This is a genomic window from Cloacibacterium sp. (assembly GCF_047601505.1).
In the GTDB taxonomy this organism is placed as follows: domain Bacteria; phylum Bacteroidota; class Bacteroidia; order Flavobacteriales; family Weeksellaceae; genus Cloacibacterium.
On the sequence record NZ_JASGJD010000001.1, the window covers coordinates 1030311 to 1053385 of the forward strand.

Consider the following 23075-nt stretch of genomic DNA (forward strand, 5'->3'; position numbering starts at 1 on the left):
ACAAAAAAACAAGCATGCAATTTTTTTTAATATGATTTATTGTATGCGGAGACTATAAATTTTTTCACCTTCTAAAAACATTTCCAGTTCATCATTTTCTTCTACTTTTCCTACGCCTTTTGGCGTTCCTGTAAAGATTAAATCTCCTACTCTCAGCGTAAAATATTGAGAAACAAAAGCAATAATTTGTTCTGGTGAAAAAAGCATTAAATTGGTATTTCCGTCTTGTACAGTTTCTTTATTTTTTTTGAGTTGAAATTTTAAATTTTCTAAATCAAATTTTTCTTTTGGCTGAAAATCAGAAACTACGGCACTTCCATCAAAACCTTTTGCTAATTCCCAAGGTAAACCTTTTCCTTTGAGTTGAGATTGTAAATCTCTCGCAGTAAAATCTATTCCGAGTGCTATTTCTTCGTAATGTTTATGGGCATTTTCTTTTTGGATGTATTTTCCGCCTTTAGAAATCTTAATTACCAGTTCCAATTCATAATGTACATCATTAGAAAACTCTGGAATGTAAAAATCACTGCCTTTTTTAAGAACAGCGGTATCTGGTTTCATAAAAATTACAGGATTTTCAGGAATTTCGTTTCCTAATTCTTTCGCATGTTCTGCGTAATTTCTTCCGATGCAAATGATTTTCATAATTGATGGATGTTAGATGTTGGGTGATGGAAGTTTTAATTTGTTAAAATTTTTAAAAAAGTTAAACTATTTCTCTAAAATTACAAAACTCCGCGTTCTCTGCGTAAATCTTTGCGCCATTACGTGAAAAATCTTAAAACTTACTTCTCAACTGAATTTTAGTTAAAACTTTCTTTGTATAAAGTGGGAAATCAGCGTTTTGAATCCAGCCGAAATAACCAATGTCTTTCGTGAAAACATCTTTCACTTTTTGACCTTTATATTTTCCAAAAGCAAAAATTTCTTGTCCATTTTCGTCAAAATGAATCATTCCTGCTAAATCTGCAAATTTATTTTGTGTAGAAAATTCACTCAACGCTGCAATTTCATTCGGTAAATCTGCATATTTTTCTACTTGAGCGTCTAAAACCTCAAAAGTTGCCAAAGTATCAGCTTCCGCAGAATGGGCGTTTTCTAGAGATTTTCCGCAATAAAATTGATAGGCTGCACCAAGATTTCTCGGTTCCATTTTGTGAAAAATAGTTTGTGCGTCAACGGGTTTGTGTTTGGATAAATCAAAATCATAACCGGCTCTCAAAAGTTCTTCTGCCAAAAGCGGAATATCAAATCTATTCGAATTAAAACCTCCTAAATCCGAATCTTTAATCATATCGATAATTTTTGGCGCCAATTCTTTAAAAGTGGGAGAATCTTTTACGTCTTCGTCGGTAATTCCGTGTACAGCAGTAGATTCTGCCGGAATTGGCATTTCTGGATTAACGTACCAAGTTTTGCTTTCTCTTGAAGCATCAGGGAAAACTTTCAGAATACAGATTTCTATAATTTTATCTTTTGAGATATTGATGCCTGTAGTTTCTAAATCGAAAATACAAAGTGGTTTATGGAGTTTTAGATTCATAATATTGAATTTGGTAGAGACAAGTCGCGACTTTCCTTTACAATTGTTTTTGAAAAATTAGTGAAATAATAATGTAGTAAATAATAACCAACGGAATGCCCGTTAATTGAAAAAATGCCAAAATAAGCAATGCGCCAATAACTAAAAATACTTTTGGATAATTGTCTTCTAGTTTTTTAGATTTGAATTTCATCGCAATCATTTTAATTGGAGAAATCAAAAGCCAAGAACTGAGGAATGTTAATAAAATTAGACCGATTTGATAAATCTCCATTTCAAAGATTTTTGGAGATAGTTTTTCTAATAAAATGTAAGAAATCCCGAAGATAAGTACTGTATTGCTTGGTGTATTAAGTCCTTTAAAATAGTAGGTTTGCTCTTCGTCTAAATTGAAAATTGCCAATCTAAGACAAGAAAAAACGGTGATTAGTAATCCTAAATATTTTATTTCGAAGGGTAAATTTAATCCTAGAAAAGAACTGCCAAAAGGTTCTAATAAATTGAACATAATTAAACCAGGCGCTACACCAAAACTTACCATGTCTGCCAAAGAATCTAGTTGAGCGCCAAGATTAGAATTAGATTTGAGCGCTCTGGCAACAAAACCATCGAAAAAATCTAAAACCAAAGAAAGAACCAAGCAAAATGCAGCAACGTGATAATGATGATTGATGATGTTAATTACCGCAATGCTTCCGCAAAATAAATTACCAAGAGTAAGGGCGTTTGCTAAATTGTTTTTAATGAAATTCATTTTACAAAAATAGAAATTTTGGTTGGAAGTCTGAAGTTGGATGTTGTAAGTTTTCGGGAAAATTTAAATTATTGATGGTCTATGCCAAAAACTGAAGCTTTTTAATTTGCTCTTGTAAAAATTTGTAATTTTGCCTTTATGAAAATTTTCTCAGAATTTAGAAAACAAGAAGTTTTAGCACTTTTTTATCGAATATTTTTAGCTTACTTTTTTTATCAAATTGCCAGATTTTTATTTTGGTTTTTTAATAAAGATGTTATAAAAGTAGATAGTGTTTCAGATTATTTTAGCCTTGCTTTTCACGGTATTGCGTTTGATACTACAGCAATATTGTATGTTAATGCATTGTTTGTTCTGTTGAGCGTTATTCCAATAATAATTAATTCTAAAGCAGGTTATCAGAAGTTTCTTTTTTATTTATATTTTATCACCAACGGAATTTCTTATGGGATGAATTTTGGAGATTTTATTTATTATAAATTCAGTAATGCAAGGCTTACTACAGCTGCAATGCATGTTGCACAGCACGAAAATAATTTAGGAAAAGTATTTCTTCAATCTGTAATAGAACATCCTTTTGTAATTGTTTGGTTTGTGGTTTTAATGTTTTTATGGATTTTTCTGTATAAAAAAGTAAAAGTACAAGAGTGTAAACCTCAGAAAAAAGTTCCGTATTTTATTACATCAATTCTAACCTTGGTTGTTGTAGCGATAATGGCAGTTGGCGGAATTAGAGGAGATTTTAAACATTCTACAAGACCAATAAATTTGGTAGATGCCAATAAATTTGTTAAAAATCCTTCGCAGGCAAATGTAGTTCTCAATAGTGTTTTTTCGTTTTTTAGAACAATGAATACCAATAATTTCAGAGAAGTACATTTTGTAAATCAGAAATTTATTGAAGAAAATATCAAACCTTATAAATTCTACAAAAGTGAAACAACGTCTAAACCGAATGTAGTAATTTTTATATTAGAAAGTTTTTCACGTGAGTTTTCTGGGGCTTTTAATCAACATAAAAACATTAAAAATTTTGAAAGTTATACTCCGTTTTTTGATAGTTTGGCTACAAAAAGTTTAATTTTTCCAAATGCATTTGCAAACGGAAGGCAATCTATACATGGGATGAGTTCTGTTTTGGCAGGAATTCCGAGTTTGGCAGATGCTTTTACCAGTTCGCCTTACTCTAATCAAAAAATTCAATCTATTGTTTCTGTTTGTAATGAAATGGGGTATGATACTTCGTTTTTTCATGGTGCTCCCAACGGAAGTATGGGATTTTTAGGCTTTGGAAATATTTTAGGTTTTAAACATTATTATGGGAAAACTGAATATAATAACGATGCAGATTTTGATGGAATTTGGGGAATTTGGGACGAACCATTTTTTCAATATTATGCCAAAACATTAAATCAAAAGAAATCGCCATTTATGGCTACGCTTTTTAGTGTTTCTTCTCATCATCCGTTTAAAATTCCAGAAAAATACAATGGGAAATTTAAAAAAGGACATGTAGAACTCCACGAACCAATTGAATACACAGATTATTCTTTGAAAAAGTTCTTCGAAACTGCAAAAAAAATGTCTTGGTATAAAAATACAATTTTTGTTTTTGTGGCAGATCATACCAATCAGGTTTACTATGATGAATACAATAAACCAATGAATAGATTTGCAGTGCCTATTTTGTTTTATTCTCCAAATTCTGCCTATAAATTGCAAGGAGAAAATCTAGAAAATGTTCAGCAGATGGATATTTATCCAACTTTAGCAGAATTGATTGGGTATAATAAACCAATTAGAAGCTGGGGAAGAAGTCTTATTTCTGGTAAAAACGAGCCGAATATTATTGTGAATTCTACAGGTTCGATTAATAATTTTACCATTGGTAATTATATTTATACTTTTGATTCTGACATGAAAGTACTAGGAGTTTATACTAAAGACGATTTGGCTTTAGAAAATAATTTGGTTTCGAAACTTCATAATCCTGAAATAAAAAAAGGAGAATTGCTAGCAAAAGCTTGGTATCAAGATTATATGGATAGAGTAATAAATAGGAAATTACATTGATTGTTAAACTATTGTTTAATTTTTGTTTTTGTGGCATTTACTTTGTTTAGTATGTTGTAAATAGTAAAAAATTTGGTGTTTAAATTTTTTTATTTATTTTTAACCCATATTAATTCTATAGAATATGAAAAAAATAACATTTTTATTTGCTGCCTTATTGATGAGTGCTTTTTCTTATGCACAAATAGAAGGTAAATGGAAAACAATAGACGACGAAACAGGTAAACCAAAATCTATTGTAGAAATTTTTAAGAAATCTGATGGTAAATACTACGGAAAAATTGTACAATTATTAGCAAAACCAGAGCACGAAACTTGCATAAAATGTACGGATGATAGAAAAAATAAACCTTTGGTTGGTTTAGAAATTATCAGAGGTCTTAAAAAAGAAGATGCAGAATTTACAGGAGGTCATATTACGGATCCAAAAAATGGTAAAACTTATAAATGTACTGTTAAAGCAGATGGGGCAGATAAATTAGACGTAAGAGGTTATGTTGGTTTTTCGCTAATAGGAAGAAGTCAGACTTGGCATAAGGTAAAATAATTAATAAAAAATATAAGTAAAAGAGCTGTTTCGTGATTGAAGCAGCTCTTTTATTTGTAACAAATTTTTAAAAGTATCACTCATAGTAATATGAATGAAGAATCTGAAAAATACTTTTTAGAATTACTCGGGAAAAATCAAAAAATTATACATAAAATATGTAGAATCTATTCTTCTGATGAAGAAGAGTATAAAGATTTATTTCAAGAAATAGTAATTCAATTATGGAAATCATATAAATCTTTTAAAGGAGAGTCTAAATTTACAACATGGATGTATAGTGTTTCATTAAACACAGCTATGGCACTTTTTAGAAAAAATAAAAAAACTAAAATGAGTGTGAATATTTCTTTAATAGAAGAAAAAATAACATATAATGATATAGATGACGACGAAGAAGTGAAATTGAAGAAAATGTATTGTGCAATTTATCTACTTAATGATGTTGATAAGGCTTTGATAATGATGTGTTTGGATGATATGAATTATTCTGAAATTTCTAATATTTTAGGGATTACAGAAATTAATGCTAGAGTTAAAATGAATAGAGCTAAAAATAAATTAAAACAATTAATTAAGTGTAAATAATTATGGAAGACTTAGATATTTTAAAAAAAAATTGGAAAAGACAATCTCAATTAATTATTTTTTCTGAAAAAGAACTTTTTGATATGACAAGAAAAAAATCTGTTTCAATTTCAAAAAAGCTTATGTGGATTGGGATTTTAGAAGTGCTTTTTTGGATTTTATTTTTTTATATAGACTCAGATTCTTTGGATTCATTTATTGATTTGAAATTTTTTTTGAGAATAGGATTGTTTATGTTTTTTATATTCATAATTGTTTATAGTTATTTCAAAATAAATAACGAATCAAGTACCAAAAACTTAATGAAGCAGATTCTAAATCTTAGAAGGATGGTTTTGGCTTATATGATTTTAATGATTTTTACAATTTTATTATTTAATGTAATAGATTTTAAAGATAGCGTTTGTGATGTTTTAAGGGGGTATGTTAATGGATATAATGATGCTGAAAATGAAAATAAAATAAACGTAAGTGATTTCAATCCGTGGGCAGGATATGTAGCTTTTGGTATTATGTTTCTTATTTCTATTTGGATATTATTATCAGTATACAAAATAGTTTATGGTAGCTTACTTTATAAACTTAAAGAAAATTACAAAGAATTAACCAAAATACAAACTAATAATTAATGCATAAGATTATAATAAAATTTGTAACTTTGCACCTCAAATAATTGTAACAGGATGAAAGAAGTACAATTTCGCGAAGCTATCTGTGAAGCGATGAGCGAAGAAATGCGTAAAGATGAATCTATTTACCTAATTGGTGAAGAGGTAGCTGAATATAACGGAGCTTACAAAGCTTCTAAAGGTATGTTAGCTGAATTTGGTGCTAAAAGAATAATTGATGCTCCTATTGCAGAACTTGGTTTTGCTGGGATTTCTGTAGGTGCAGCTATGAACGGAAACCGTCCGATTGTAGAATTTATGACTTTCAATTTCTCTATGGTAGCAATAGACCAAATTCTTTCTAATGCTGCTAAAATGTATCAAATGACAGGAGGACAATGGAATATTCCTATCGTTTTCCGTGGACCTACTGCTTCTGCAGGACAACTTGGTGCTACGCACTCTCAAGCTTTCGAAAGTTGGTATGCAAACTGCCCAGGACTTAAAGTAATTGTTCCGTCTAACCCTTATGATGCAAAAGGATTGTTAAAATCTGCTATTAGAGATAACGACCCTGTAATCTTTATGGAATCTGAACAAATGTATGGAGATAAAATGGAAATCCCTGAGGATGAATATTATATCCCAATTGGAAAAGCTGATATTAAAAAAGAAGGAAAAGATGTAACTTTAGTTTCTTTCGGTAAAATTTTAAAATTAGCGATTCAAGCAGCAGCAGATTTAGAAAAAGAAGGAATTTCGGTAGAAGTAATAGACCTTAGAACTGTTCGTCCTTTAGATTATGAAACAGTGCTTAATTCAGTTAAAAAAACTAATAGATTAGTGATTTTAGAAGAAGCTTGGCCTTTCGGTTCTGTAGCTTCAGAAATTACTTATATGGTTCAACAGAAAGCATTTGATTATTTAGATGCTCCAATTAAGAGAATTACTACACCAGATGCTCCAGCTCCTTATTCTGCAGCATTGTTCTCTGAGTGGTTCCCTAAATTAGAAAAAGTAAAAGCTGAGATTAAAAACGCAATGTACGTTAAATCTTAATTTTAAAAATATTATTTACAAAGGCGCAATTTTTATATATTGCGTCTTTTTTTCTTTATAGACTAGAGTAATTCTTGTTTTATTTAAAATATTCTTAAAATCTTCAATAATTATTATTATGAATTGAAATTTTGAATATTTTTATGTTTTTTAGTGATGTTGTGCGCTAAATGATTGAAAAAGTGTAAAATAAGAATTGTGTTTTAATTTGTAAAAAAGAAAACAAAAGAATAATTAATTTAGAAATTAGATTAAATTTGCACACTAAACTATTAAAATAAATGTCTGACGTTTTAGCTGGGGGTCATCATTTTGACACTAAAAAATTAAGCTTTATAGGGATACTGGTTTCCTTAGGAATTGTCTTTGGAGATATTGGTACCTCTCCGCTCTATGTAATGAGTGCCATTATAAAATCTGGTAAAGAAGCCCAAATGATTTCCGAAGAGTATATAGAAGGAGCTCTTTCTTGTATTATTTGGACGTTAACTTTGCAAACTACCATTAAATATGTTCTTATTTCCTTAAGAGCAGACAACAAAGGTGAAGGTGGTATTTTGGCGTTGTTTTCTTTGGTGAAAAAAATGAGAATGAAGTGGCTCTATTTAATTGCGATTATTGGTGCTTCGGCATTAATTGCAGACGGAGTTATAACACCTTCTCTTACGGTAATGGCTTCAATAGAAGGTCTTAAACAGATTGATGGTTTAGAACTAGGCATTAGTCCTATTTTAGGAATTACAACTGTTATTTTGGTGTTTATTTTTGTAGTTCAACAGTTTGGCACCAGTTTTATCGGTAAGTTTTTTGGTCCGGTAATGGTAATTTGGTTCTTGTTTTTGGGGACAATGGGAGTGATAAATCTTCAATATCATCCAGAAATTTTAAAATCATTCAATCCATATTATGCATTTAAACTGATTGTAAATTCTCCTAATGCTTTATGGATTTTAGGAGCGGTTTTTTTATGTACTACGGGAGCTGAAGCATTGTATTCAGACTTAGGACATTGTGGAGCTAAAAACATTAGAGTGAGTTGGTTTTTTGTGAAAATTATGCTTATTCTTAATTATTTAGGACAAGGTTCTTGGTTGTTAGAGAACTATAATATGGTTTTCACGGGTACTAATCCTTTCTTTGGTATGCTTCCTCAGTTTTTAATTATTCCAGCGGTTATTTTGGCTACAGCAGCAGCAATTATTGCGTCTCAGGCTTTAATTACAGGTTCGTTTACCATATTTTCAGAAGCGATGTCTCTTAATTTTTGGCCATTTCAACAGATTGAATATCCATCTGGTCTTAAAGGTCAAATGTATATTCCAAGAATTAACTGGGGCTTGCTAATTATGTGTATTGTAGTTGTATTTTACTTTAAAGAATCGGTGCACATGGAAGCGGCTTACGGACTTTCTATTACCGTTACAATGCTTATGACAACAGTTTTGCTTATTTTCTGGCTGTGGAGAAATAGAGTAAGTAAAATTTTTATAGGAATGTTTGCCTTAGTATATTTTGCTATTGAGTTAGGTTTCTTTGGTGCTAATATCATTAAGTTTTTCGAAGGCGGTTGGATTACGGTTGTTTTAGGTGGTTTTGTTGCGGTATGTATGTACGCTTGGTATAATGGCAGAATGATTAAACAAAATTTTATAAAATTTGTAAAACTTAGAGATTATGTTTCTACCATAAAAGATATTAAATTAGACGAATCTATTCCGAAATATGCAACTAACTTAGCTTTCTTAAGCCGTGCAAAACGCGAAGATGAGGTAGAATCTAAAATAATTTATTCCATTATGCGCGCTCAGCCAAAAAGAGCAGACCATTATTTTATTTTGAATATCATTAATCAAGAAGACCCTTTTACCTTCAAATATTCTATTGATGAGGTAATGCCTGGTACAATTTATAAAATTAATTTTTTACTTGGGTTTAAAGTTGATAGGAAACTTAATGACTATTTTAATCAAGTCTTGGCAGACATGATGCAAGACGGTACAATTCCGGATAGAAGTAGCCATCCTTCGCTTAGAAATCACAACGTGCCACCAGATTTAAAATATGTAATTATTGATAATGTTTACATTAACGATTTCTTGTTAACCATTAAAGAAAAAATTACACTTAATATTTATAATTTTGTGAAATATATTGGTAGTAGCGATTTCAAAGCGTATGGTCTTGCGCCACACAATGTTTTGGTAGAGTCGGTTCCGCTGATGTACAACCCAATAAGGGAGGACAAAATTACTTTAGAAGAATTCAGAAGATACGAATCTTAGATAAAGTGCAAAGCCTCAATATTTTTAATTGAGGCTTTTTTAGATTTTTTCACTTATAGAAATTGATGTTTCTATTCAAAATTATTAATAAATTTGTTTTTCAAACAAAAAGATGGACGCAACCCAAAAAGAAAAAAATATAAAAGTGATAAAAGATGTTTTGAAGCAATACCTTCAAGACAAATCTTATAGAAATACCCCAGAAAGATATGCTATCTTAGAAGAAATCTATAATATGGATCACCATTTTAATGTGGACGATCTTTACTTAATTATGATTAACAAAAAATATCATGTAAGTAAAGCTACCATTTATAATACCATAGAAATTTTCTTAGATGCTGGGCTTATTCGTAAACACCAGTTTGGAGAAAAAACCATGTCTTCTTCGTCTTACGAAAAATCTTATTTTGATAAACAGCACGATCATTTGGTAATTTACAAAGCAGATTCTGATAAAGAAATTGCAGAAATTATTGAATTCTGTGATCCTAGAATTCAAGGGATAAAACAATCTATAGAAGAAGCTTTTGGCGTGAAAATTGATACCCACTCTTTGTATTTTTACGGCCACAAAAAGAAGTAATGAAGAAATTATTTTTCCTATTCATCCTATTGTTTGCTCAGTTTTCATTTGCGCAAATAGATAAAATTAATCCTAAAACTCCACCAGCAAAAGATGCGTTCTTCCAAAAAGAGAACTCAGCGAATGCTAAACCTGCCCAAAAAGTAAAATATATTCACTCAGATTCTACGCTTAGAAAACCTGATATGTATGGCGGAAATACTTTTTTTGACGGCAATGTGGAATTTCAACATAACGGTGCTGTACTTACTGCAAATAGAGTAATTTATTACGATAAAGAAAATTTTGTAAAAGCCATTGGTAACGTAATTTTAGTAACCTCAGACGGAAACAGAATTACAGCGGAAGAAATGGAGTATGATGGAGAAACCCAACGTGGGATTGCCCGAAGAAACGTTGTACTTACAGACCCGAAGCAAACTATTTCTACAGATGTTTTGTATTATGACAGAATAAAAAACACGGCTTATTTCAACTTAGGCGGAACAATTAATGATGGTAAAACCACCATGTGGTCTCAAACGGCTACCTATTTTATCGATTCAAAAATGAATGAATTTACAGGGAATTATACCATAAATAATGCGCAATATAGAGTAGAAGGCAAAAATATAAAACAATATCAAGATACCAATATTGCAGATTTTTTCGGACCTACATATATTACCAATAAGCAAAAACCGTCTAACTATGTTTACACCGAAAATGGTAAATATCTAATGACGGAAAAGGAGGTTTATCTCAATAAAAATTCTAGAATACATTACAACGGTAAGGTTTTAACGGGTGATAAAATGTATTACAATCAGCTTACAGGTTTTGGGAAAGCTGATGGAAATGTAAGATTAGACGACCCAAAAGAAAATAGATATATAAAAGGTGGTTATGGAGAAATTTTTGAGAAAAAAGATTCTGCCATGGTTACTCAAAAACCGTATGCGGTGAAACAACTCAAAAATGATACGGCTTATATTGCTGCAGAGAAGTTTTTAACCTATCAAAAACCAGATTCGGCAGATAAAACCAAGAAAAAAAGTTTTTTGCGTGCTTACAAAAAAGTAAGAATGTACATGACCAAAGCGCAAGGACGTTCAGATTCTCTTAGTTTCAATGAAACAGATGGCGTTCTTCACTTTTTTACTAAACCCATTTTTTGGAGTGGCGAAAAACAAATTACCGGAGATAAAATAGAAGCTTACTTCAATACAAAAGACGAAAATATAGATTCTTTGAAGGTTAGAGGAAACGCTTTTGCCATCAGTAAAGTAGATTCTCTTACCATGAAAGATGAGTTTCATCAGGTGAAAGGTAAATTAATGACCGTTTTTTATCAGAATAACGAAATGAAATTGGCGAAAGTAATTGGTAATGCACAATCTATCACTTATGCAGATTCTGAAAATACTAAAACTAAAAAAGTAGATAGAATAGGGATTTCAATTGCAAATTGTGGAGAAATAGAAGCGCTTTTCGAAGATAGAAAAATACAAATTCTGGCGTGTAATATTGGAGCGGATAATGTAATTTATCCGATGAGTAAAATTGCACCAGATAAACGGAAGTTTCCAGATTATAATTGGGATACCAAAGACCGACCGCTTAAATGGGAGGATATTTTGGTAGATACTCCAAATCATGAAGAAAAAACGTATGAAACAGACGATTCGCTTTTCAAAAAAGCAGAAGAAATTCGTTTGAAAGAAGAAGAAAAAAAGAAACCTAAAACCATAAAAAGGGAAAGGAAATTATAAAATAATTAGCCATGAAAAAAATATTATTACTGCTCTTTACATTTAATTTTATTGTGATGGTTTATTCTCAAAATGAATCAAAAAAGCTTGAGAAAGCAAAAGAATTTTCAAGTATATTCAATCAAATTTATGAAAAAGACTATAAAAATGAAATATTAAATTTATTTAAATTAAAATATAAAAATATTCCCGAATCTTTTTGGAAAGAAAATGAATCATTGTTCAATGTAGAAGCTTTAACAGAAAAGAATGCTGAATTTCTTTGTACTATATATTCAGAGACTGAAATTGAGGAATTAACTAAGTTCTATAGATCAGATTTAGGTAAAAAATGTTGTTAAATATTAAACCTATTATGGAAGGAATTCAAAATAATACAAAATATTGGATGATAGATCTTAATAAAAAAGTGAATTTGAAATTAAAAGAAGCGGGACTTTTGAAATCATCACCAACAGAAAATTAGATTTATAAAATATTGATTCATGAAAATAGGCGATGAAATTACTCTCAAAAGTTTTAATGGCAAGCAAATTAAGCCAAAAAAAGTTTATGAAAATGAAAATTATTGGTTATTAATTGGACAAAAAGGAAGAATATTAGAAGATAATGGAGATAGATTTGTTGTTTTATTCTATTGTAATATTGATTCTTATGGTTTGGAAAATCATAATCCTATTAAAAATTCTTTATTTATTTTAAAATCAGATTTGAAAATATTAGATTGATTTTTAAAAAATCTTCAACTTTTCAACTCTCAACTTCCGTATCTTTGCACTATGAAGCAAGAGTTTTTTAAATATCAAGCACAAACCACGCCTTTTGCATCTGGTTTCGAGGTGGAAAAAGCAGTCGGAAATTATATTTATGGTAAAGATGGTAAGGCTTACTTAGATTTTGTAGCGGGCGTTTCTGCCAATACTTTGGGACATTCTCATCCAAAAGTTATCAATGCAATTAAAGAGCAAGCAGATAAATATCTCCACGTAATGGTTTATGGAGAGTATGCACAGGAGAAGCCTGTCGCGTTATGCGAATTGTTAGCAGAAGCAACGCCAAAGCCTTTAGAAGTTACTTATTTGGTAAATTCTGGTGCAGAAGCAATAGATGGCGCTCTTAAATTGGCAAAAAGATACACTGGTAGAGAAGAGATTATTTCGATGAAAAATTCCTATCACGGCAATACACATGGTGCTTTGTCTGTTTCCGGAAACGAAGTTCATAAAAGAGAATTTCGTCCGTTGTTGCCAATGGTAAGTTTTATCGAATTTAATAATGAAGAAGAATTTTCTAAAATTACAGAAAAAACAGCTTGTGTAATTGCAGAAACCATTCAAGGAGCTGCGGGTTTTTTGACGCCTTCTCAAGATTATTTCAAAAATTTGAAAAAAAGATGCGAAGAAGTAGGTGCTTTATTAATTCTAGACGAAATTCAGCCAGGATTTGGTAGAACGGGTAAACTTTTCTCTTTCGAACATTATGATATGGTGCCAGATATTTTGGTAATGGGAAAAGGAATGGGAGGCGGAGTTCCTGTGGGAGCTTTTATGAGTTCTGTAGAAATTATGAAATCTTTGCAACATTCGCCAAAATTAGGACATATTACCACTTTTGGAGGCAATCCTCTTATTGCAGCATCTTGTTATGCTACTTTAAAAGAAATTTTAGATAGTGGATTGATGAACGAAATGGAAGAAAAAGAAAAATTGTTCAGAGCGTTGTTGGTTCATCCTAAGATTAAAAAAATCAATGGTAGAGGCTTAATGCTGGCTGTAGAATTAGGATCTCCAGATTATACATTAAGAGTTGCAAAAAGATGTATGGAAAAAGGATTGATTGTTTTTTGGCAATTGTATAGAAATGAATTTATGAGAATTTCTCCACCACTTACTTTAACGGAGGGTGATATTGAAAAAGGTTGTAAAATTATACTTGAAGCCCTAGACGAAATAGAGTAATTGAATTAAAAATGTAAAATTATCAAAAAAGTGTTTTCAAAAATCTTGAAAACACTTTTTTATGCTAAAATTCATAAAAATATATGCATTTTTATCACAAAACTATTGCAAAAATATAAAATTAATTTATATATTGCGACACCAAAAAAATGGTGTTATATGACGAAAACTAAAGTACATTTTGAATATTCAATGCATTGTCAATCAGAGATTTTGTATGAGTATCTTGCCAGTGCGGAAGGTCTTGCAGAATGGTTTGCAGATGAGGTAGTAGAAAGAGGTGACGATTTCTATTTTAGTTGGAATGGTGGTTCCGCTGAAAAAGCTACTTTAATTAGATACAAGCCAGAAAGCTTTGTGAGATTTCGTTGGGAAGAAGATGAAGGTACTAAATATTTCTTCGAATTAACCATTACGGTAGACGAAATTACCAATGACCTCTCTCTTAATATTACAGATTTTTGTGAAAAAGGAGACGAAAACGAGAGCAGATTATATTGGGACAATCTCATTGAAAACTTACAAATTAAATTAGGCGCAGCTTAACTTATTTAACACATAAAAAAATTGATAATTGAGCCTTCAGTTATCAATTTTTTGTTTTTTATAACTTTTTAAATTCATTTTTATGATTTACATAGACGGAGAAAAAAATACAGACAAAGCGTTTCAAAATAATGCTTTTTTGTATGGAGATGCAGTAAAAACTCACTTTTTTGTTAGAAATTCTCAATTGATAATGGCAGAAGAATGCTATTTCTTTTTAATGGCTTCTATGAGAAAGATGAGAATGAATATTCCGCTTTCTTTTACATTAGAATTTTTCTCAGAAATGTTTTTAAAAGCAATTCAAGAAGAAAATATCAGCAATGCTGTGATAGAACTTTTAGCATATAGAAATAGAGACGAAGTTCTTTCTGCAAAAACACCTGTGCATTTTTATTTTGAATTAAAACCAAAAGAAGATGTGCTGAAAATTACAGAAAAATATAACCTCGATTTGATAAAGGAAATTTCTGTAAATACCAATGTTTTAAGCAATATTAAAGTGCATTCTCCGGAAAATATCTACGCAGAAATTTATGCAAAGGAAAATGATTTAGACGATGTAATTTTGCTTAATCCTAATAAAAAAATAGCCAGAACAATCTTTGGTAATCTGCTTTTACTAGAAGAAAATTCTATAAAAATCCCCAAACAAACGGAAGGTGCTTATATTTCTCCTTTGATGGAAAATTTTGTAACTTTTGTTCATAAAAATAATTTAGCAACAATAGAAGAAGCAGAGTTAAGCGCTTTTGAAAGTCAGAAAGCAGAAGAGATTTTGATGATTTCAGACGAAAAAGGAATCTTTACGGTTTCTAAAATTCGAAATAAAGAATTTGGAAACGAAAGATTTAAAGCAATGCTAGATTCTTGGAAAAATAGTTTTAATTAAATACAAAATCCTTCTCGTTCTTCGGGAAGGATCTTTTATAATAGACGAACTCGGGAAACAACTTTTTTAATAGTCCTTCACCGAGTTCTTATTTTGCTAATTTAATTTATTTTAAAACGAAGTAAGTGTCCTAAAAATTTCTAAAATATTTAATAAAAATTTGTTAAAATTTATTTAGTTCATGCTTACATCTTCTGGAGAATTTGCCCAAAGTAGAAATTCACCACCAAGATTTTGCATAATATTTTTCCATAAAGTTTGATCGTTGGGAGATGTGTAATCTAAATTGAAAATTTCTACCGGAGTCCACATTTTATTTTGAATTTCATTGTCTAATTGGTTGGCGCCCCAACCAGAATATCCCGAAAAAATTTTTATGTTTTCTACGTCTAATTTCCCATCAATAATTGCAGAAACTACTTCTTCTATGTCTTCGGTGATATGAAAATACTCATCAATGGTAGAGTATTTTTCTGTAAAAGGCAATCCTTTTATAATAAAGGAAATTCTATCGTTTTCTACAGGTCCACCTTCGTAAACTTCTACATTAAAACCAAAAATTTCTAGTAATTTACTACTCATACCGTGATTTTTTTTGTTTAAAATCATTCCGTAAGCTCCAGATTCGTCATGTTCTATAATAAGAACTACTGATCTGGAAAATATATCGCCAGAAATATCAGGAGTAGAAATTAAAATTTTACCTTTGTAAGAGTAATTCATAAATCAAATTTAAAAAATTTTTGATGGAAAATCTTTATGACAAAAGAAAAGTTTACGAAAAATCTCAATTACTTGAAAATCAAATAAAAGAAAATCCTTTGGAGTTGTTTAGAGATTGGTTTTTAGAAGCTGAGGAAAATTCTGCGGTTTCTGAAGCTAATGCAATGTCGGTTTCTACTGTTGAAGCAGATGGTTGTCCTAGAACCAGAATGGTACTTTTGAAGGCTTATACTTGGGAAGGTTTTATTTTTTACACCAATTATAATAGCAAGAAAGGTAAGGCTCTTGAAACGAATAATAAGGCTTGTTTGCATTTTTTCTGGCCGAGTTTAGAAAGACAAATTATTATAAAAGCAAATTTGGAAAAAGTTGCTGAAAATCTTAGCGATGGATATTTCCATTCCAGACCGAAAGGTAGCCAATTAGGAGCTGTAGTTTCGCCGCAGAGTTCTGTAATTCCTAATCGTGAATTTTTGGAAGAAAAATTGGAAGAATTAGAAAAGGAGTTTGAAAATAAGGAAATCCCAAGACCTGAGAATTGGGGAGGTTATATTGCAAAGCCTTACGAAATAGAATTTTGGCAAGGCAGACCTAATAGATTGCATGACAGGATTATATATGAACTTCAGGAAGATTATGATTGGAAAGTTTCAAGATTAGCACCTTAAAATTTAAAAATATTTTACCAAAAACCGAGGCAACCATTGGTTGCCTCGGTTTTTTATTGTTTTTAGTCTGAAAAAATCCCAAAAAAGAGCGCCGAAACTTAGTTTCGGCGCTCTAATAATTTTTCTATTGAATTAATTATTTCTTTTTAGCACCAGAAACTGCAGTAGCAAGTTCTGCACCTGCTTTAAATTTAGCAACTTTCTTAGCAGCAATTTTAATTGGTTTTTTTGTAGCTGGGTTAATCCCTTGTCTAGCAGCTCTTTCAGCTACAGAGAATGTGCCAAAACCTACTAATGCAACTTTACCGTCTTTCTTTTTAAGAGTCTCAGTAACATTAGAAATGAAAGATTCAAGAGCAGCTTTTGCAGCAACTTTAGTGATACCAGCATCTTTTGCGATTGCGTCGATTAATTCAGACTTGTTCATAGTTGTAAATATTAATTGTTAATTTGTTACGTTAAGACAAATATATAACAATTTTCAAATTACACAAATTTTTTTCACAATTTTAGCAATTGTTGTACTATTTGCTTTAATTTAACTGAAATATGATAATTAGAAGTGTTGCGAAAAAGTTGCTTTTACAAGAGTTTAATTCCTTGTTAGATACTATTAATACGGTGTTTTTTAAATGGTTGTTTAATGAATTTTGAAATTATGAATTTGTTAATTATTTATTTTTTATTGTGATTTTATTGCTAAAATGTAAGTAATAAGGCAATTAGCTGCTAAAATCTGTTGTTATATTGAGAAAATCAATGAATTACATATTTTTTTAAAAATGAAATTTTCCGTTCTAATCTCTCAAAAATGATTAAATTTGCGGCATGTTTATAGAAGTTTTTAAATCAAAAATTCACCGTGTTACGGTTACTGCTTCAGACCTTAATTATATTGGCAGTATTACCATAGATGAAGAGCTTATAGAAGCTGCTGGTTTGGTAGTAGGTGAGAGAGTTTATATTGTAAATGTAAATAATGGTGAGCGTTTTGATACTTACGTGATAAAAGGTAAAAGAAAATCTGGAGAAATTTGCCTAAACGGTCCTGCTGCCAGAAAAGTGCAAAAAGGTGATGTTATTATCATTATTTCTTATGCTCAAATGTCTGTGGAAGAGGCAGAGACTTTTCAACCAAAAATTGTTTTCCCAGACGAAAATACTAATCTTTTAACCTAAATATACAAAATTTGGAAACCAATAAAAAATCTTCTCTACTAAAGAAAGTTCTTACCGTATTAATATCATTAGCTTTTGCTGCATTGTTTATGTGGTTGGCATTCAGGGGGATAAAGCCACAGGAGATCAAGGAGTCACTAGAGAAAGCAAATTATTTCTGGGTTTTGGCTGCTATGGTTTTTGGTTTGTTAGCATATTGGTTTAGAGCTATTCGTTGGAATTTGTTACTAGAACCAATGGGTTACCAAATTTCTAATTCTAACTCACTTTGGACGATTTCTTTCGGATATTTAATGAATCTTACCATTCCTAGAAGTGGAGAATTGGCACGTTCTACAGCTTTATATGGTGTAGAAAAAGTTCCTGTTGATAAATCTTTCGGAACTATTATTCTGGAAAGAGTGGTAGATTTGGTTTGTATGTTAGGGTTTTTGGTCTTGACTGTCCTTTTTAAGAAAGAAGCAATTCTTACTTTTTATGAAAAATCTGGTATTAAATTTAATCCTAATTTTTTAATTGGAGTTTTAGTTATATTGGTTATAGGAAGTCTACTTTTTTTTAAGTTTAAAGACAAATTTGTTCATCTTCCATTTATTGGTAAAATTATAATTTTTGTTGAGGGGATATTTCATGGTTTAGCAACAATTTTCAAACTAAAACAAAAAGGGAAATTTATACTTCTTTCCATTGCTATTTGGGTTTCTTATTATATGGCAGCTTATTTGGTTTGTTTTGCTATGCCAGAAACTTCTCATTTTACTATTGCTGACGGATTTTTTGTAATTGTTGTAGGTACTTTAGGAATGATGGTGCCAGCTTCGGGAGGAATTGGAGCTTATCATTTTGCAATGAAATTAGGAATTGGAGCATTGTTTTTTTCCGTTGGAAGTACTTTTGAAGAAGGCACAAAGATTGGTTTTACTTATGCTGTAATTTCTCATACTTTACAATTGTTTATTATGCTTACAATGGGACTTATTTCCATACCAATGTTGGCAAAAGCCAGAAATGAAGCCGTGAATTCAACTAAAATTTCAGAATAATTGAACAATAAAACTCAATTTTTAGAAATTGCTTTTAATGTAATCTAAACAATTTTCGTCAGAAGTAGGTTTTTATTGTATAGTGGAAATTTGTTATTAGGTCAATTTGGCAGAATTATGTCTTGTTTTTCCAAAAGGTAAGGAAATTGATGTTTCTCAATGCAAATAGAGGATTCTCTAAAATTAACAATATTATGACAATAGACAACAAACACGTAGTAGCATTAAACTACATTCTTCACACTGATGGAGAAAATAACGAAAAAGTTCTTGTAGAAAAATCAGATGCGGAGAATCCGCTTACTTTTTTATACGGTGTTGGAATGATGATTCCAAAATTTGAAGAAAATATCAAAGGATTAACTACTGGCGATAAAGCTTCTTTTACCATTTTGCCTGCTGAAGGTTATGGAGAGAGAAATCCTGATGCCGTAGCACAATTGCATTTAGATATGTTCAAAGAATCTGGTATTCCACCAGTTGGAGCTATTTTGCCACTTTCAGACAATAATGGTAATAATTTTCAAGCAGTAGTTTTAGAAGTTACTCCAGAAGCTGTAATTGCAGACCTTAATCATCCAATGGCTGGAAAAACTTTACACTTCGATGTAGAAATTGTAAATCACCGCGAAGCTACAGAAGAAGAATTAGCACATGGTCACGCTCACGGAATTGACGGACATTCTGGTCACTAATTTTCGATTCAATTTTATAAAATATAAATCCCGAAATTTTTTTTCCGGGATTTTTTAGTTATTTCAAAACGCTCATCAGAATTTTTTCCATTTTTTCGTATCCAATTTTATTAGGATGAATACCGTCTGGAGCAAGTTCTATTGGCAAACCATTGTCTTTATCTTTAAGTGGAGTATGATAATCTACATAAGAAATGTGGTTTTTTATGGCGTAATCTTTCAATAGTTCGTTAAGGGCAATTACTTTGTTTGCAGGTTCTAAACCTTTTCTCCAAGGATAATCGTAAGCAGGAAGTACAGAGCAAATCACCACTTTTATTTTATTTGCTTTTGCTAGTTCTGCCATTGAAATAATATTTCCGAAAATTTTATCTAAAGAAATTGGACCGTTGTTCTGAGCAATATCGTTGGTTCCTGCAAGAATAACTACTTTTTTAGGTTTTAAATTAATTACATCTTCTCTAAATCTCAAAAGCATTTGCGAAGTTGTTTGTCCGGAAATTCCTCTGCCAACAAAATTGTTATCGGTAAAGAATTTCGGGTCATTATTAAACCAACCTTCTGTAATAGAATCTCCCATAAAAACGGCATTTGGTGCTGTATTTTGAGATTTTACAATAGTATTTTCTTTTTCATATTTAGCGTAATTGGCGTAATCTTGTGCGAAAAATATTGTTGACATTAATGTTAAAGCTAAAGTTAGAATTGAATTTTTCATTGGGTTGAATTTACAATCAAAGGTAAGCAATAAGTTTTGGACAAAATTCTGTTTTTCATCATAAAATCAATAATTTTACAAAATGATGCAACAACCTTCTAAAGACCCTCTTCACGGGAAAAGATTAGATGCAATTCTAGAAGAATTGGTAGATTATTACAATGGTTTCGAAGAACTAGGGAAACAAATTAATATCCGTTGTTTCAACGAAAATCCGAGCATTAATTCTTCGCTTAAATTTCTAAGAAAAACAGATTGGGCAAGGAAAAAAGTAGAAAGTCTTTATCTTTATGTTTTGAGGCAAAAGAAGAAAAAAGGCTTGCTTTAATCTAAAAACTTCCCCGAAACATAATACCATTTTTTATCCACTTTTTTAAATGTAGAAAATTCGTGGTGAATGTTTTCTTTCCCGAATTTATCTGTGAAATATGCCTTAAATTCTACTTCTTTTTCGCTAGATTGTATAATTTCTAGTTTAGTCCAAGTATTTTCTTTTCCCCAACTTTCCAAATCATTTTTATCGTGAAATTTCCTTTTGCTAGGCAATGTCGTCTTCCAAAGATATTCACCATTCGGAATAGCAAATGCGGAAAAACGAGAACGCATCAGTTTTTCCACAGTTGGTGCAAATTTTTCTTCAGAATGAAAAGGTTCGCAACATTCTTCGTATAATTTTCCTGAACAACAAGGGCAAGATTTTTTCAAATTTCAAATTTTAGATTGGTTGTCATTTTCAATTTTCAACTTTCCATTATCCAAACGCTCTCTTCAATAAACTTTCCACTTTTGGTTCGCTTCCTCTGAAGTTTTTGTACAATTCCATTGGGTCTTTTGTTCCGCCGCTAGAAAGTAAAACTTTGTATTTTGCAGCAATTTCAGGATTGAAAATTCCATTTTCTTTGAAATATTGAAAAGCATCAGCATCCAAAACTTCTGCCCATTTGTAAGAGTAATATCCCGCAGAATAACCACCCTGGAAAATATGCGAAAAACTTGTGCTCATCACCGTTTCAGGATTTTTGGGGTACAAATTCGTTTTAGAGGTAGTTTCGTCTTCGAAATTTTTCACATCAAACGATTTTACATCCAGCGATTTTGCAATTTCACTATGATAAGTCATATCCAAAATTCCAAAACCGAGTTGTCTCAAGGTTTGGTAACCTTCCATAAAGTTTTTAGAATCAGATATTTTCTGAATTTTTTCGTCTGGTAAAACTTCGCCAGTTTGGTAATGTTTGGCAAAAGTTTTCAGAAATTCAGGTTCGTAACAGTAATTTTCTAAAAATTGAGAAGGCAATTCTACAAAATCCCATTTCACAGAAGTTCCCGACAAATTTGGATATTGTGTATTTGCCAAAATTCCATGCAAAGCGTGTCCAAATTCGTGGAAAAGCGTCGTAACTTCTTGGAAAGTCAATAAACTTGGCGTTTCCGCAGTTGGCTTCGTGAAATTACAAACCACAGAAATATGTGGACGAATATTTTCGCCGTTTTCTATTTTTTGAGATTTAAAACTCGTCATCCAAGCTCCAGCTCTTTTTCCTTTTCTCGGGTGATAATCTGCATAAAGCAAAGCAACAAAATTATTGCTTCCGTATTCTGACTTCTGACTTCTAACTTCGTAGGTTTTTACTTCTGGATGGTATTTTTGAACATCGTTAATTTCTACAAATTCTAACCCGAAAAGTTGATTTGCTAAGCCAAAAACCGCTTCTTCCACTTTGTCTAATTGGAAATAAGGTTTCAATTCTTCATCATCAATATCATATTTTGCTTTGCGAAGTTTTTCGGCGTAAAAAGCGTGGTCGTAACTTTGCATTTCTTCAATTCCATCGGCTTTTGCAAGAGATTTTAGCTCTTTGATTTCCTTTTGTGCAAAAGGAGTTGCTTTTTCCAGAAGTTCATTTAAAAATTCAAAAACTTTGGCAGGAGATTTTGCCATTCTTTCTTCCAAAACGTAATCTGCGAAGCTTTTGTAACCCAAAAGTTCTGCTTTTTCTTGTCTTAGTTTTACAATTTCTTTGATAAGATTTTGATTGTCGAATTCATTATTTTTGAATGCTTTTTTACCACTTTCTAAAGCCAATTCTTTTCGCAATTCTCGGTTTTCTGCATACGTCATCAAAGGAATATAGCTAGGATATTGAAGTGTAACTACATAACCTTCTAAATTTCTTTCTTTGGCTTCTTCGGCATATTGTGCGAGAATAGCATCTGGAATTCCTGCTAAATCTTTTTTATCTGTAATATGTTTGAAATAATTGTTGGTTTCTGCCAAAACATTTTGCCCAAATTGAAGCGATTTAAGAGATAAATCCATATTGATTTTCTCTAATTTTTTCTTGTCTTCGTCGTTCAAAAGTGCACCATTTCTTACAAAACCTTTGTACGTTTCGTTCAGAAGCATTTGTTGTTCTTCGTTCAGAGTATATTTTTCTTGTTCATCAAAAACCTTTTTAATTCTGGCAAAAAGTTCTTCATTTTGAGAAATTTGAGATGAATATTCTGATAAAAGTGGCGAAACTTCTTGTGCTATTTTCTGTATTTCATCATTAGTTTCCGCAGAATTTAGATTAAAAAAAATATTAGAAACTACGTCTAGTTGTTCGCCAGAATAAGCCAAAGCTTCAATGGTGTTAGAAAAATTAGCTTCTTCTGTGTTATTAGCGATTTTTTCAATTTCTTTTTTAGAAATTTCTATCAATTCTTTGAAAGCAGGAAGATAATGTTCTTCTTTAATTTCATTAAAAGGTGCAGAGTTATATTTGGTGTTGAATTTTTGTAAAAGTGGATTCATTGTATTTGAATAATTATTTGATGTGTTTTAAAAAGTTTTTCAAATTTAATTAAAAACAAATTATT

The 23075-nt window shown here is 30.9% G+C and carries 27 protein-coding genes; 19 read left to right on the forward strand and 8 right to left on the reverse strand.

Going from position 1 to position 23075, the window contains the following annotated elements; genetic code table 11:
- Positions 1-36: 36 nt before the first annotated feature.
- The 3 genes from QM746_RS04920 to QM746_RS04930 form a co-directional block, all read right to left on the reverse strand.
- Entirely contained in the window at positions 37-645 is a 609-nt protein-coding gene (locus QM746_RS04920; RefSeq protein ID WP_414983192.1) for a fumarylacetoacetate hydrolase family protein, read from the reverse strand.
- 133 nt (positions 646-778) lie between these two features.
- Positions 779-1543, reverse strand: a complete 765-nt coding sequence (locus tag QM746_RS04925; RefSeq protein ID WP_414983193.1) for an exonuclease domain-containing protein — start codon at positions 1541-1543, stop codon at positions 779-781.
- 37 nt (positions 1544-1580) lie between these two features.
- On the reverse strand, positions 1581-2297 hold the full coding sequence (locus QM746_RS04930; protein WP_414983194.1) for a CDP-alcohol phosphatidyltransferase family protein: 717 nt from the start codon (positions 2295-2297) through the stop codon (positions 1581-1583).
- 138 nt (positions 2298-2435) lie between these two features.
- On the opposite strand from QM746_RS04930, the gene QM746_RS04935 reads away from it, so the two are divergent.
- From QM746_RS04935 to QM746_RS05000, 14 genes are all read left to right on the forward strand, one after another.
- Positions 2436-4370: an LTA synthase family protein gene (locus tag QM746_RS04935; RefSeq protein WP_414983195.1), complete on the forward strand. Its 1935-nt coding sequence runs from the start codon at positions 2436-2438 to the stop codon at positions 4368-4370.
- Positions 4371-4494: 124 nt separating this feature from the next.
- On the forward strand, positions 4495-4917 hold the full coding sequence (locus tag QM746_RS04940) for a DUF2147 domain-containing protein (RefSeq protein WP_414983196.1): 423 nt from the start codon (positions 4495-4497) through the stop codon (positions 4915-4917).
- Between the two features lie 90 nt (positions 4918-5007).
- The gene (locus tag QM746_RS04945) at positions 5008-5505 is read left to right on the forward strand and encodes an RNA polymerase sigma factor (protein WP_414983197.1); all 498 of its coding nucleotides are present in this window, start codon (positions 5008-5010) and stop codon (positions 5503-5505) included.
- A gap of 2 nt (positions 5506-5507) precedes the next feature.
- A complete protein-coding gene (locus QM746_RS04950; protein WP_414983198.1) occupies positions 5508-6134 on the forward strand; it encodes a hypothetical protein in 627 nt (208 codons plus the stop codon).
- 54 nt (positions 6135-6188) lie between these two features.
- Positions 6189-7172 (forward strand): pyruvate dehydrogenase complex E1 component subunit beta, encoded by a 984-nt coding sequence (locus QM746_RS04955; protein ID WP_414983199.1) that lies wholly within the window; start codon positions 6189-6191, stop codon positions 7170-7172.
- A 281-nt stretch (positions 7173-7453) separates the two neighbouring features.
- Positions 7454-9454 carry a KUP/HAK/KT family potassium transporter gene (locus QM746_RS04960; RefSeq protein WP_414983200.1) on the forward strand — a complete coding sequence of 667 codons (2001 nt, stop codon included), beginning with the start codon at positions 7454-7456 and terminating at the stop codon, positions 9452-9454.
- A 112-nt stretch (positions 9455-9566) separates the two neighbouring features.
- Positions 9567-10040: a Fur family transcriptional regulator gene (locus QM746_RS04965; RefSeq protein WP_374361928.1), complete on the forward strand. Its 474-nt coding sequence runs from the start codon at positions 9567-9569 to the stop codon at positions 10038-10040.
- Positions 10040-11791: an OstA-like protein gene (locus QM746_RS04970; RefSeq protein WP_414983201.1), complete on the forward strand. Its 1752-nt coding sequence runs from the start codon at positions 10040-10042 to the stop codon at positions 11789-11791. The genes QM746_RS04965 and QM746_RS04970 overlap by 1 nt, the downstream gene beginning before the upstream one ends.
- An 11-nt stretch (positions 11792-11802) precedes the next feature.
- Positions 11803-12132 (forward strand): hypothetical protein, encoded by a 330-nt coding sequence (locus QM746_RS04975; RefSeq protein ID WP_414983202.1) that lies wholly within the window; start codon positions 11803-11805, stop codon positions 12130-12132.
- Positions 12123-12257 (forward strand): hypothetical protein, encoded by a 135-nt coding sequence (locus QM746_RS04980; protein ID WP_414983203.1) that lies wholly within the window; start codon positions 12123-12125, stop codon positions 12255-12257. The genes QM746_RS04975 and QM746_RS04980 overlap by 10 nt, the downstream gene beginning before the upstream one ends.
- Before the next feature lie 19 nt (positions 12258-12276).
- On the forward strand, positions 12277-12519 hold the full coding sequence (locus tag QM746_RS04985; protein WP_414983204.1) for a hypothetical protein: 243 nt from the start codon (positions 12277-12279) through the stop codon (positions 12517-12519).
- A 51-nt stretch (positions 12520-12570) separates the two neighbouring features.
- Entirely contained in the window at positions 12571-13749 is a 1179-nt protein-coding gene (locus QM746_RS04990; protein ID WP_414983205.1) for an aspartate aminotransferase family protein, read from the forward strand.
- Between the two features lie 159 nt (positions 13750-13908).
- A complete protein-coding gene (locus QM746_RS04995; protein ID WP_374361921.1) occupies positions 13909-14295 on the forward strand; it encodes an START-like domain-containing protein in 387 nt (128 codons plus the stop codon).
- A gap of 85 nt (positions 14296-14380) precedes the next feature.
- Complete coding sequence (locus QM746_RS05000) at positions 14381-15187, forward strand: aminotransferase class IV (protein ID WP_374361934.1); 807 nt, start codon at positions 14381-14383, stop codon at positions 15185-15187.
- Positions 15188-15361: 174 nt separating this feature from the next.
- On the opposite strand, the gene QM746_RS05005 is transcribed toward QM746_RS05000, so the two are convergent.
- The gene (locus QM746_RS05005) at positions 15362-15910 is read right to left on the reverse strand and encodes a YqgE/AlgH family protein (protein WP_414983206.1); all 549 of its coding nucleotides are present in this window, start codon (positions 15908-15910) and stop codon (positions 15362-15364) included.
- A gap of 23 nt (positions 15911-15933) precedes the next feature.
- Here QM746_RS05005 and pdxH point away from each other — a divergent pair, with 23 nt between their 5' ends.
- Positions 15934-16578 (forward strand): pyridoxamine 5'-phosphate oxidase, encoded by a 645-nt coding sequence (pdxH, locus tag QM746_RS05010; protein ID WP_414983207.1) that lies wholly within the window; start codon positions 15934-15936, stop codon positions 16576-16578.
- A 136-nt stretch (positions 16579-16714) separates the two neighbouring features.
- Here pdxH and QM746_RS05015 read toward each other — a convergent pair whose 3' ends face one another.
- Positions 16715-17005, reverse strand: coding sequence for an HU family DNA-binding protein (locus tag QM746_RS05015; protein ID WP_374361916.1), 291 nt, complete (start codon positions 17003-17005; stop codon positions 16715-16717).
- Positions 17006-17406: 401 nt separating this feature from the next.
- Between QM746_RS05015 and panD the strand changes: the two genes are divergently transcribed.
- The 3 genes from panD (at position 17407) to QM746_RS05030 (ending at position 19495) form a co-directional block, all read left to right on the forward strand.
- Positions 17407-17757 carry an aspartate 1-decarboxylase gene (gene panD, locus QM746_RS05020; RefSeq protein ID WP_414983208.1) on the forward strand — a complete coding sequence of 117 codons (351 nt, stop codon included), beginning with the start codon at positions 17407-17409 and terminating at the stop codon, positions 17755-17757.
- Positions 17758-17768: 11 nt separating this feature from the next.
- Positions 17769-18800 (forward strand): lysylphosphatidylglycerol synthase transmembrane domain-containing protein, encoded by a 1032-nt coding sequence (locus tag QM746_RS05025; RefSeq protein ID WP_414983209.1) that lies wholly within the window; start codon positions 17769-17771, stop codon positions 18798-18800.
- 194 nt (positions 18801-18994) lie between these two features.
- Positions 18995-19495, forward strand: coding sequence for an FKBP-type peptidyl-prolyl cis-trans isomerase (locus tag QM746_RS05030; RefSeq protein ID WP_374362193.1), 501 nt, complete (start codon positions 18995-18997; stop codon positions 19493-19495).
- 58 nt (positions 19496-19553) lie between these two features.
- Here the strand turns inward: QM746_RS05030 and QM746_RS05035 are convergent, their stop codons facing one another.
- The gene (locus QM746_RS05035; RefSeq protein ID WP_414983210.1) at positions 19554-20213 is read right to left on the reverse strand and encodes an SGNH/GDSL hydrolase family protein; all 660 of its coding nucleotides are present in this window, start codon (positions 20211-20213) and stop codon (positions 19554-19556) included.
- 85 nt (positions 20214-20298) lie between these two features.
- Here QM746_RS05035 and QM746_RS05040 point away from each other — a divergent pair, with 85 nt between their 5' ends.
- Positions 20299-20541, forward strand: a complete 243-nt coding sequence (locus QM746_RS05040) for a VF530 family DNA-binding protein (protein WP_414985122.1) — start codon at positions 20299-20301, stop codon at positions 20539-20541.
- Here QM746_RS05040 and QM746_RS05045 read toward each other — a convergent pair.
- Both QM746_RS05045 and QM746_RS05050 read right to left on the reverse strand, forming a co-directional pair.
- Positions 20538-20918 carry a YchJ family protein gene (locus QM746_RS05045; protein ID WP_414983211.1) on the reverse strand — a complete coding sequence of 127 codons (381 nt, stop codon included), beginning with the start codon at positions 20916-20918 and terminating at the stop codon, positions 20538-20540. The genes QM746_RS05040 and QM746_RS05045 overlap by 4 nt on opposite strands.
- 46 nt (positions 20919-20964) lie before the next feature.
- Entirely contained in the window at positions 20965-23010 is a 2046-nt protein-coding gene (locus QM746_RS05050; RefSeq protein WP_414983212.1) for a M3 family metallopeptidase, read from the reverse strand.
- Positions 23011-23075: the final 65 nt, after the last annotated feature.

Coding starts and splice junctions, on each gene's coding strand:
- QM746_RS04920 (WP_414983192.1), bottom strand. CDS start 645: ATGAAAATCATTTGCATCGGAAGAAATTACGCAGAACATGCGAAAGAA.
- QM746_RS04925 (WP_414983193.1), bottom strand. CDS start 1,543: ATGAATCTAAAACTCCATAAACCACTTTGTATTTTCGATTTAGAAACT.
- QM746_RS04930 (WP_414983194.1), bottom strand. CDS start 2,297: ATGAATTTCATTAAAAACAATTTAGCAAACGCCCTTACTCTTGGTAAT.
- QM746_RS04935 (WP_414983195.1), top strand. CDS start 2,436: ATGAAAATTTTCTCAGAATTTAGAAAACAAGAAGTTTTAGCACTTTTT.
- QM746_RS04940 (WP_414983196.1), top strand. CDS start 4,495: ATGAAAAAAATAACATTTTTATTTGCTGCCTTATTGATGAGTGCTTTT.
- QM746_RS04945 (WP_414983197.1), top strand. CDS start 5,008: ATGAATGAAGAATCTGAAAAATACTTTTTAGAATTACTCGGGAAAAAT.
- QM746_RS04950 (WP_414983198.1), top strand. CDS start 5,508: ATGGAAGACTTAGATATTTTAAAAAAAAATTGGAAAAGACAATCTCAA.
- QM746_RS04955 (WP_414983199.1), top strand. CDS start 6,189: ATGAAAGAAGTACAATTTCGCGAAGCTATCTGTGAAGCGATGAGCGAA.
- QM746_RS04960 (WP_414983200.1), top strand. CDS start 7,454: ATGTCTGACGTTTTAGCTGGGGGTCATCATTTTGACACTAAAAAATTA.
- QM746_RS04965 (WP_374361928.1), top strand. CDS start 9,567: ATGGACGCAACCCAAAAAGAAAAAAATATAAAAGTGATAAAAGATGTT.
- QM746_RS04970 (WP_414983201.1), top strand. CDS start 10,040: ATGAAGAAATTATTTTTCCTATTCATCCTATTGTTTGCTCAGTTTTCA.
- QM746_RS04975 (WP_414983202.1), top strand. CDS start 11,803: ATGAAAAAAATATTATTACTGCTCTTTACATTTAATTTTATTGTGATG.
- QM746_RS04980 (WP_414983203.1), top strand. CDS start 12,123: ATGTTGTTAAATATTAAACCTATTATGGAAGGAATTCAAAATAATACA.
- QM746_RS04985 (WP_414983204.1), top strand. CDS start 12,277: ATGAAAATAGGCGATGAAATTACTCTCAAAAGTTTTAATGGCAAGCAA.
- QM746_RS04990 (WP_414983205.1), top strand. CDS start 12,571: ATGAAGCAAGAGTTTTTTAAATATCAAGCACAAACCACGCCTTTTGCA.
- QM746_RS04995 (WP_374361921.1), top strand. CDS start 13,909: ATGACGAAAACTAAAGTACATTTTGAATATTCAATGCATTGTCAATCA.
- QM746_RS05005 (WP_414983206.1), bottom strand. CDS start 15,910: ATGAATTACTCTTACAAAGGTAAAATTTTAATTTCTACTCCTGATATT.
- pdxH (WP_414983207.1), top strand. CDS start 15,934: ATGGAAAATCTTTATGACAAAAGAAAAGTTTACGAAAAATCTCAATTA.
- QM746_RS05015 (WP_374361916.1), bottom strand. CDS start 17,005: ATGAACAAGTCTGAATTAATCGACGCAATCGCAAAAGATGCTGGTATC.
- panD (WP_414983208.1), top strand. CDS start 17,407: ATGTTTATAGAAGTTTTTAAATCAAAAATTCACCGTGTTACGGTTACT.
- QM746_RS05030 (WP_374362193.1), top strand. CDS start 18,995: ATGACAATAGACAACAAACACGTAGTAGCATTAAACTACATTCTTCAC.
- QM746_RS05035 (WP_414983210.1), bottom strand. CDS start 20,213: ATGAAAAATTCAATTCTAACTTTAGCTTTAACATTAATGTCAACAATA.
- QM746_RS05040 (WP_414985122.1), top strand. CDS start 20,299: ATGCAACAACCTTCTAAAGACCCTCTTCACGGGAAAAGATTAGATGCA.
- QM746_RS05050 (WP_414983212.1), bottom strand. CDS start 23,010: ATGAATCCACTTTTACAAAAATTCAACACCAAATATAACTCTGCACCT.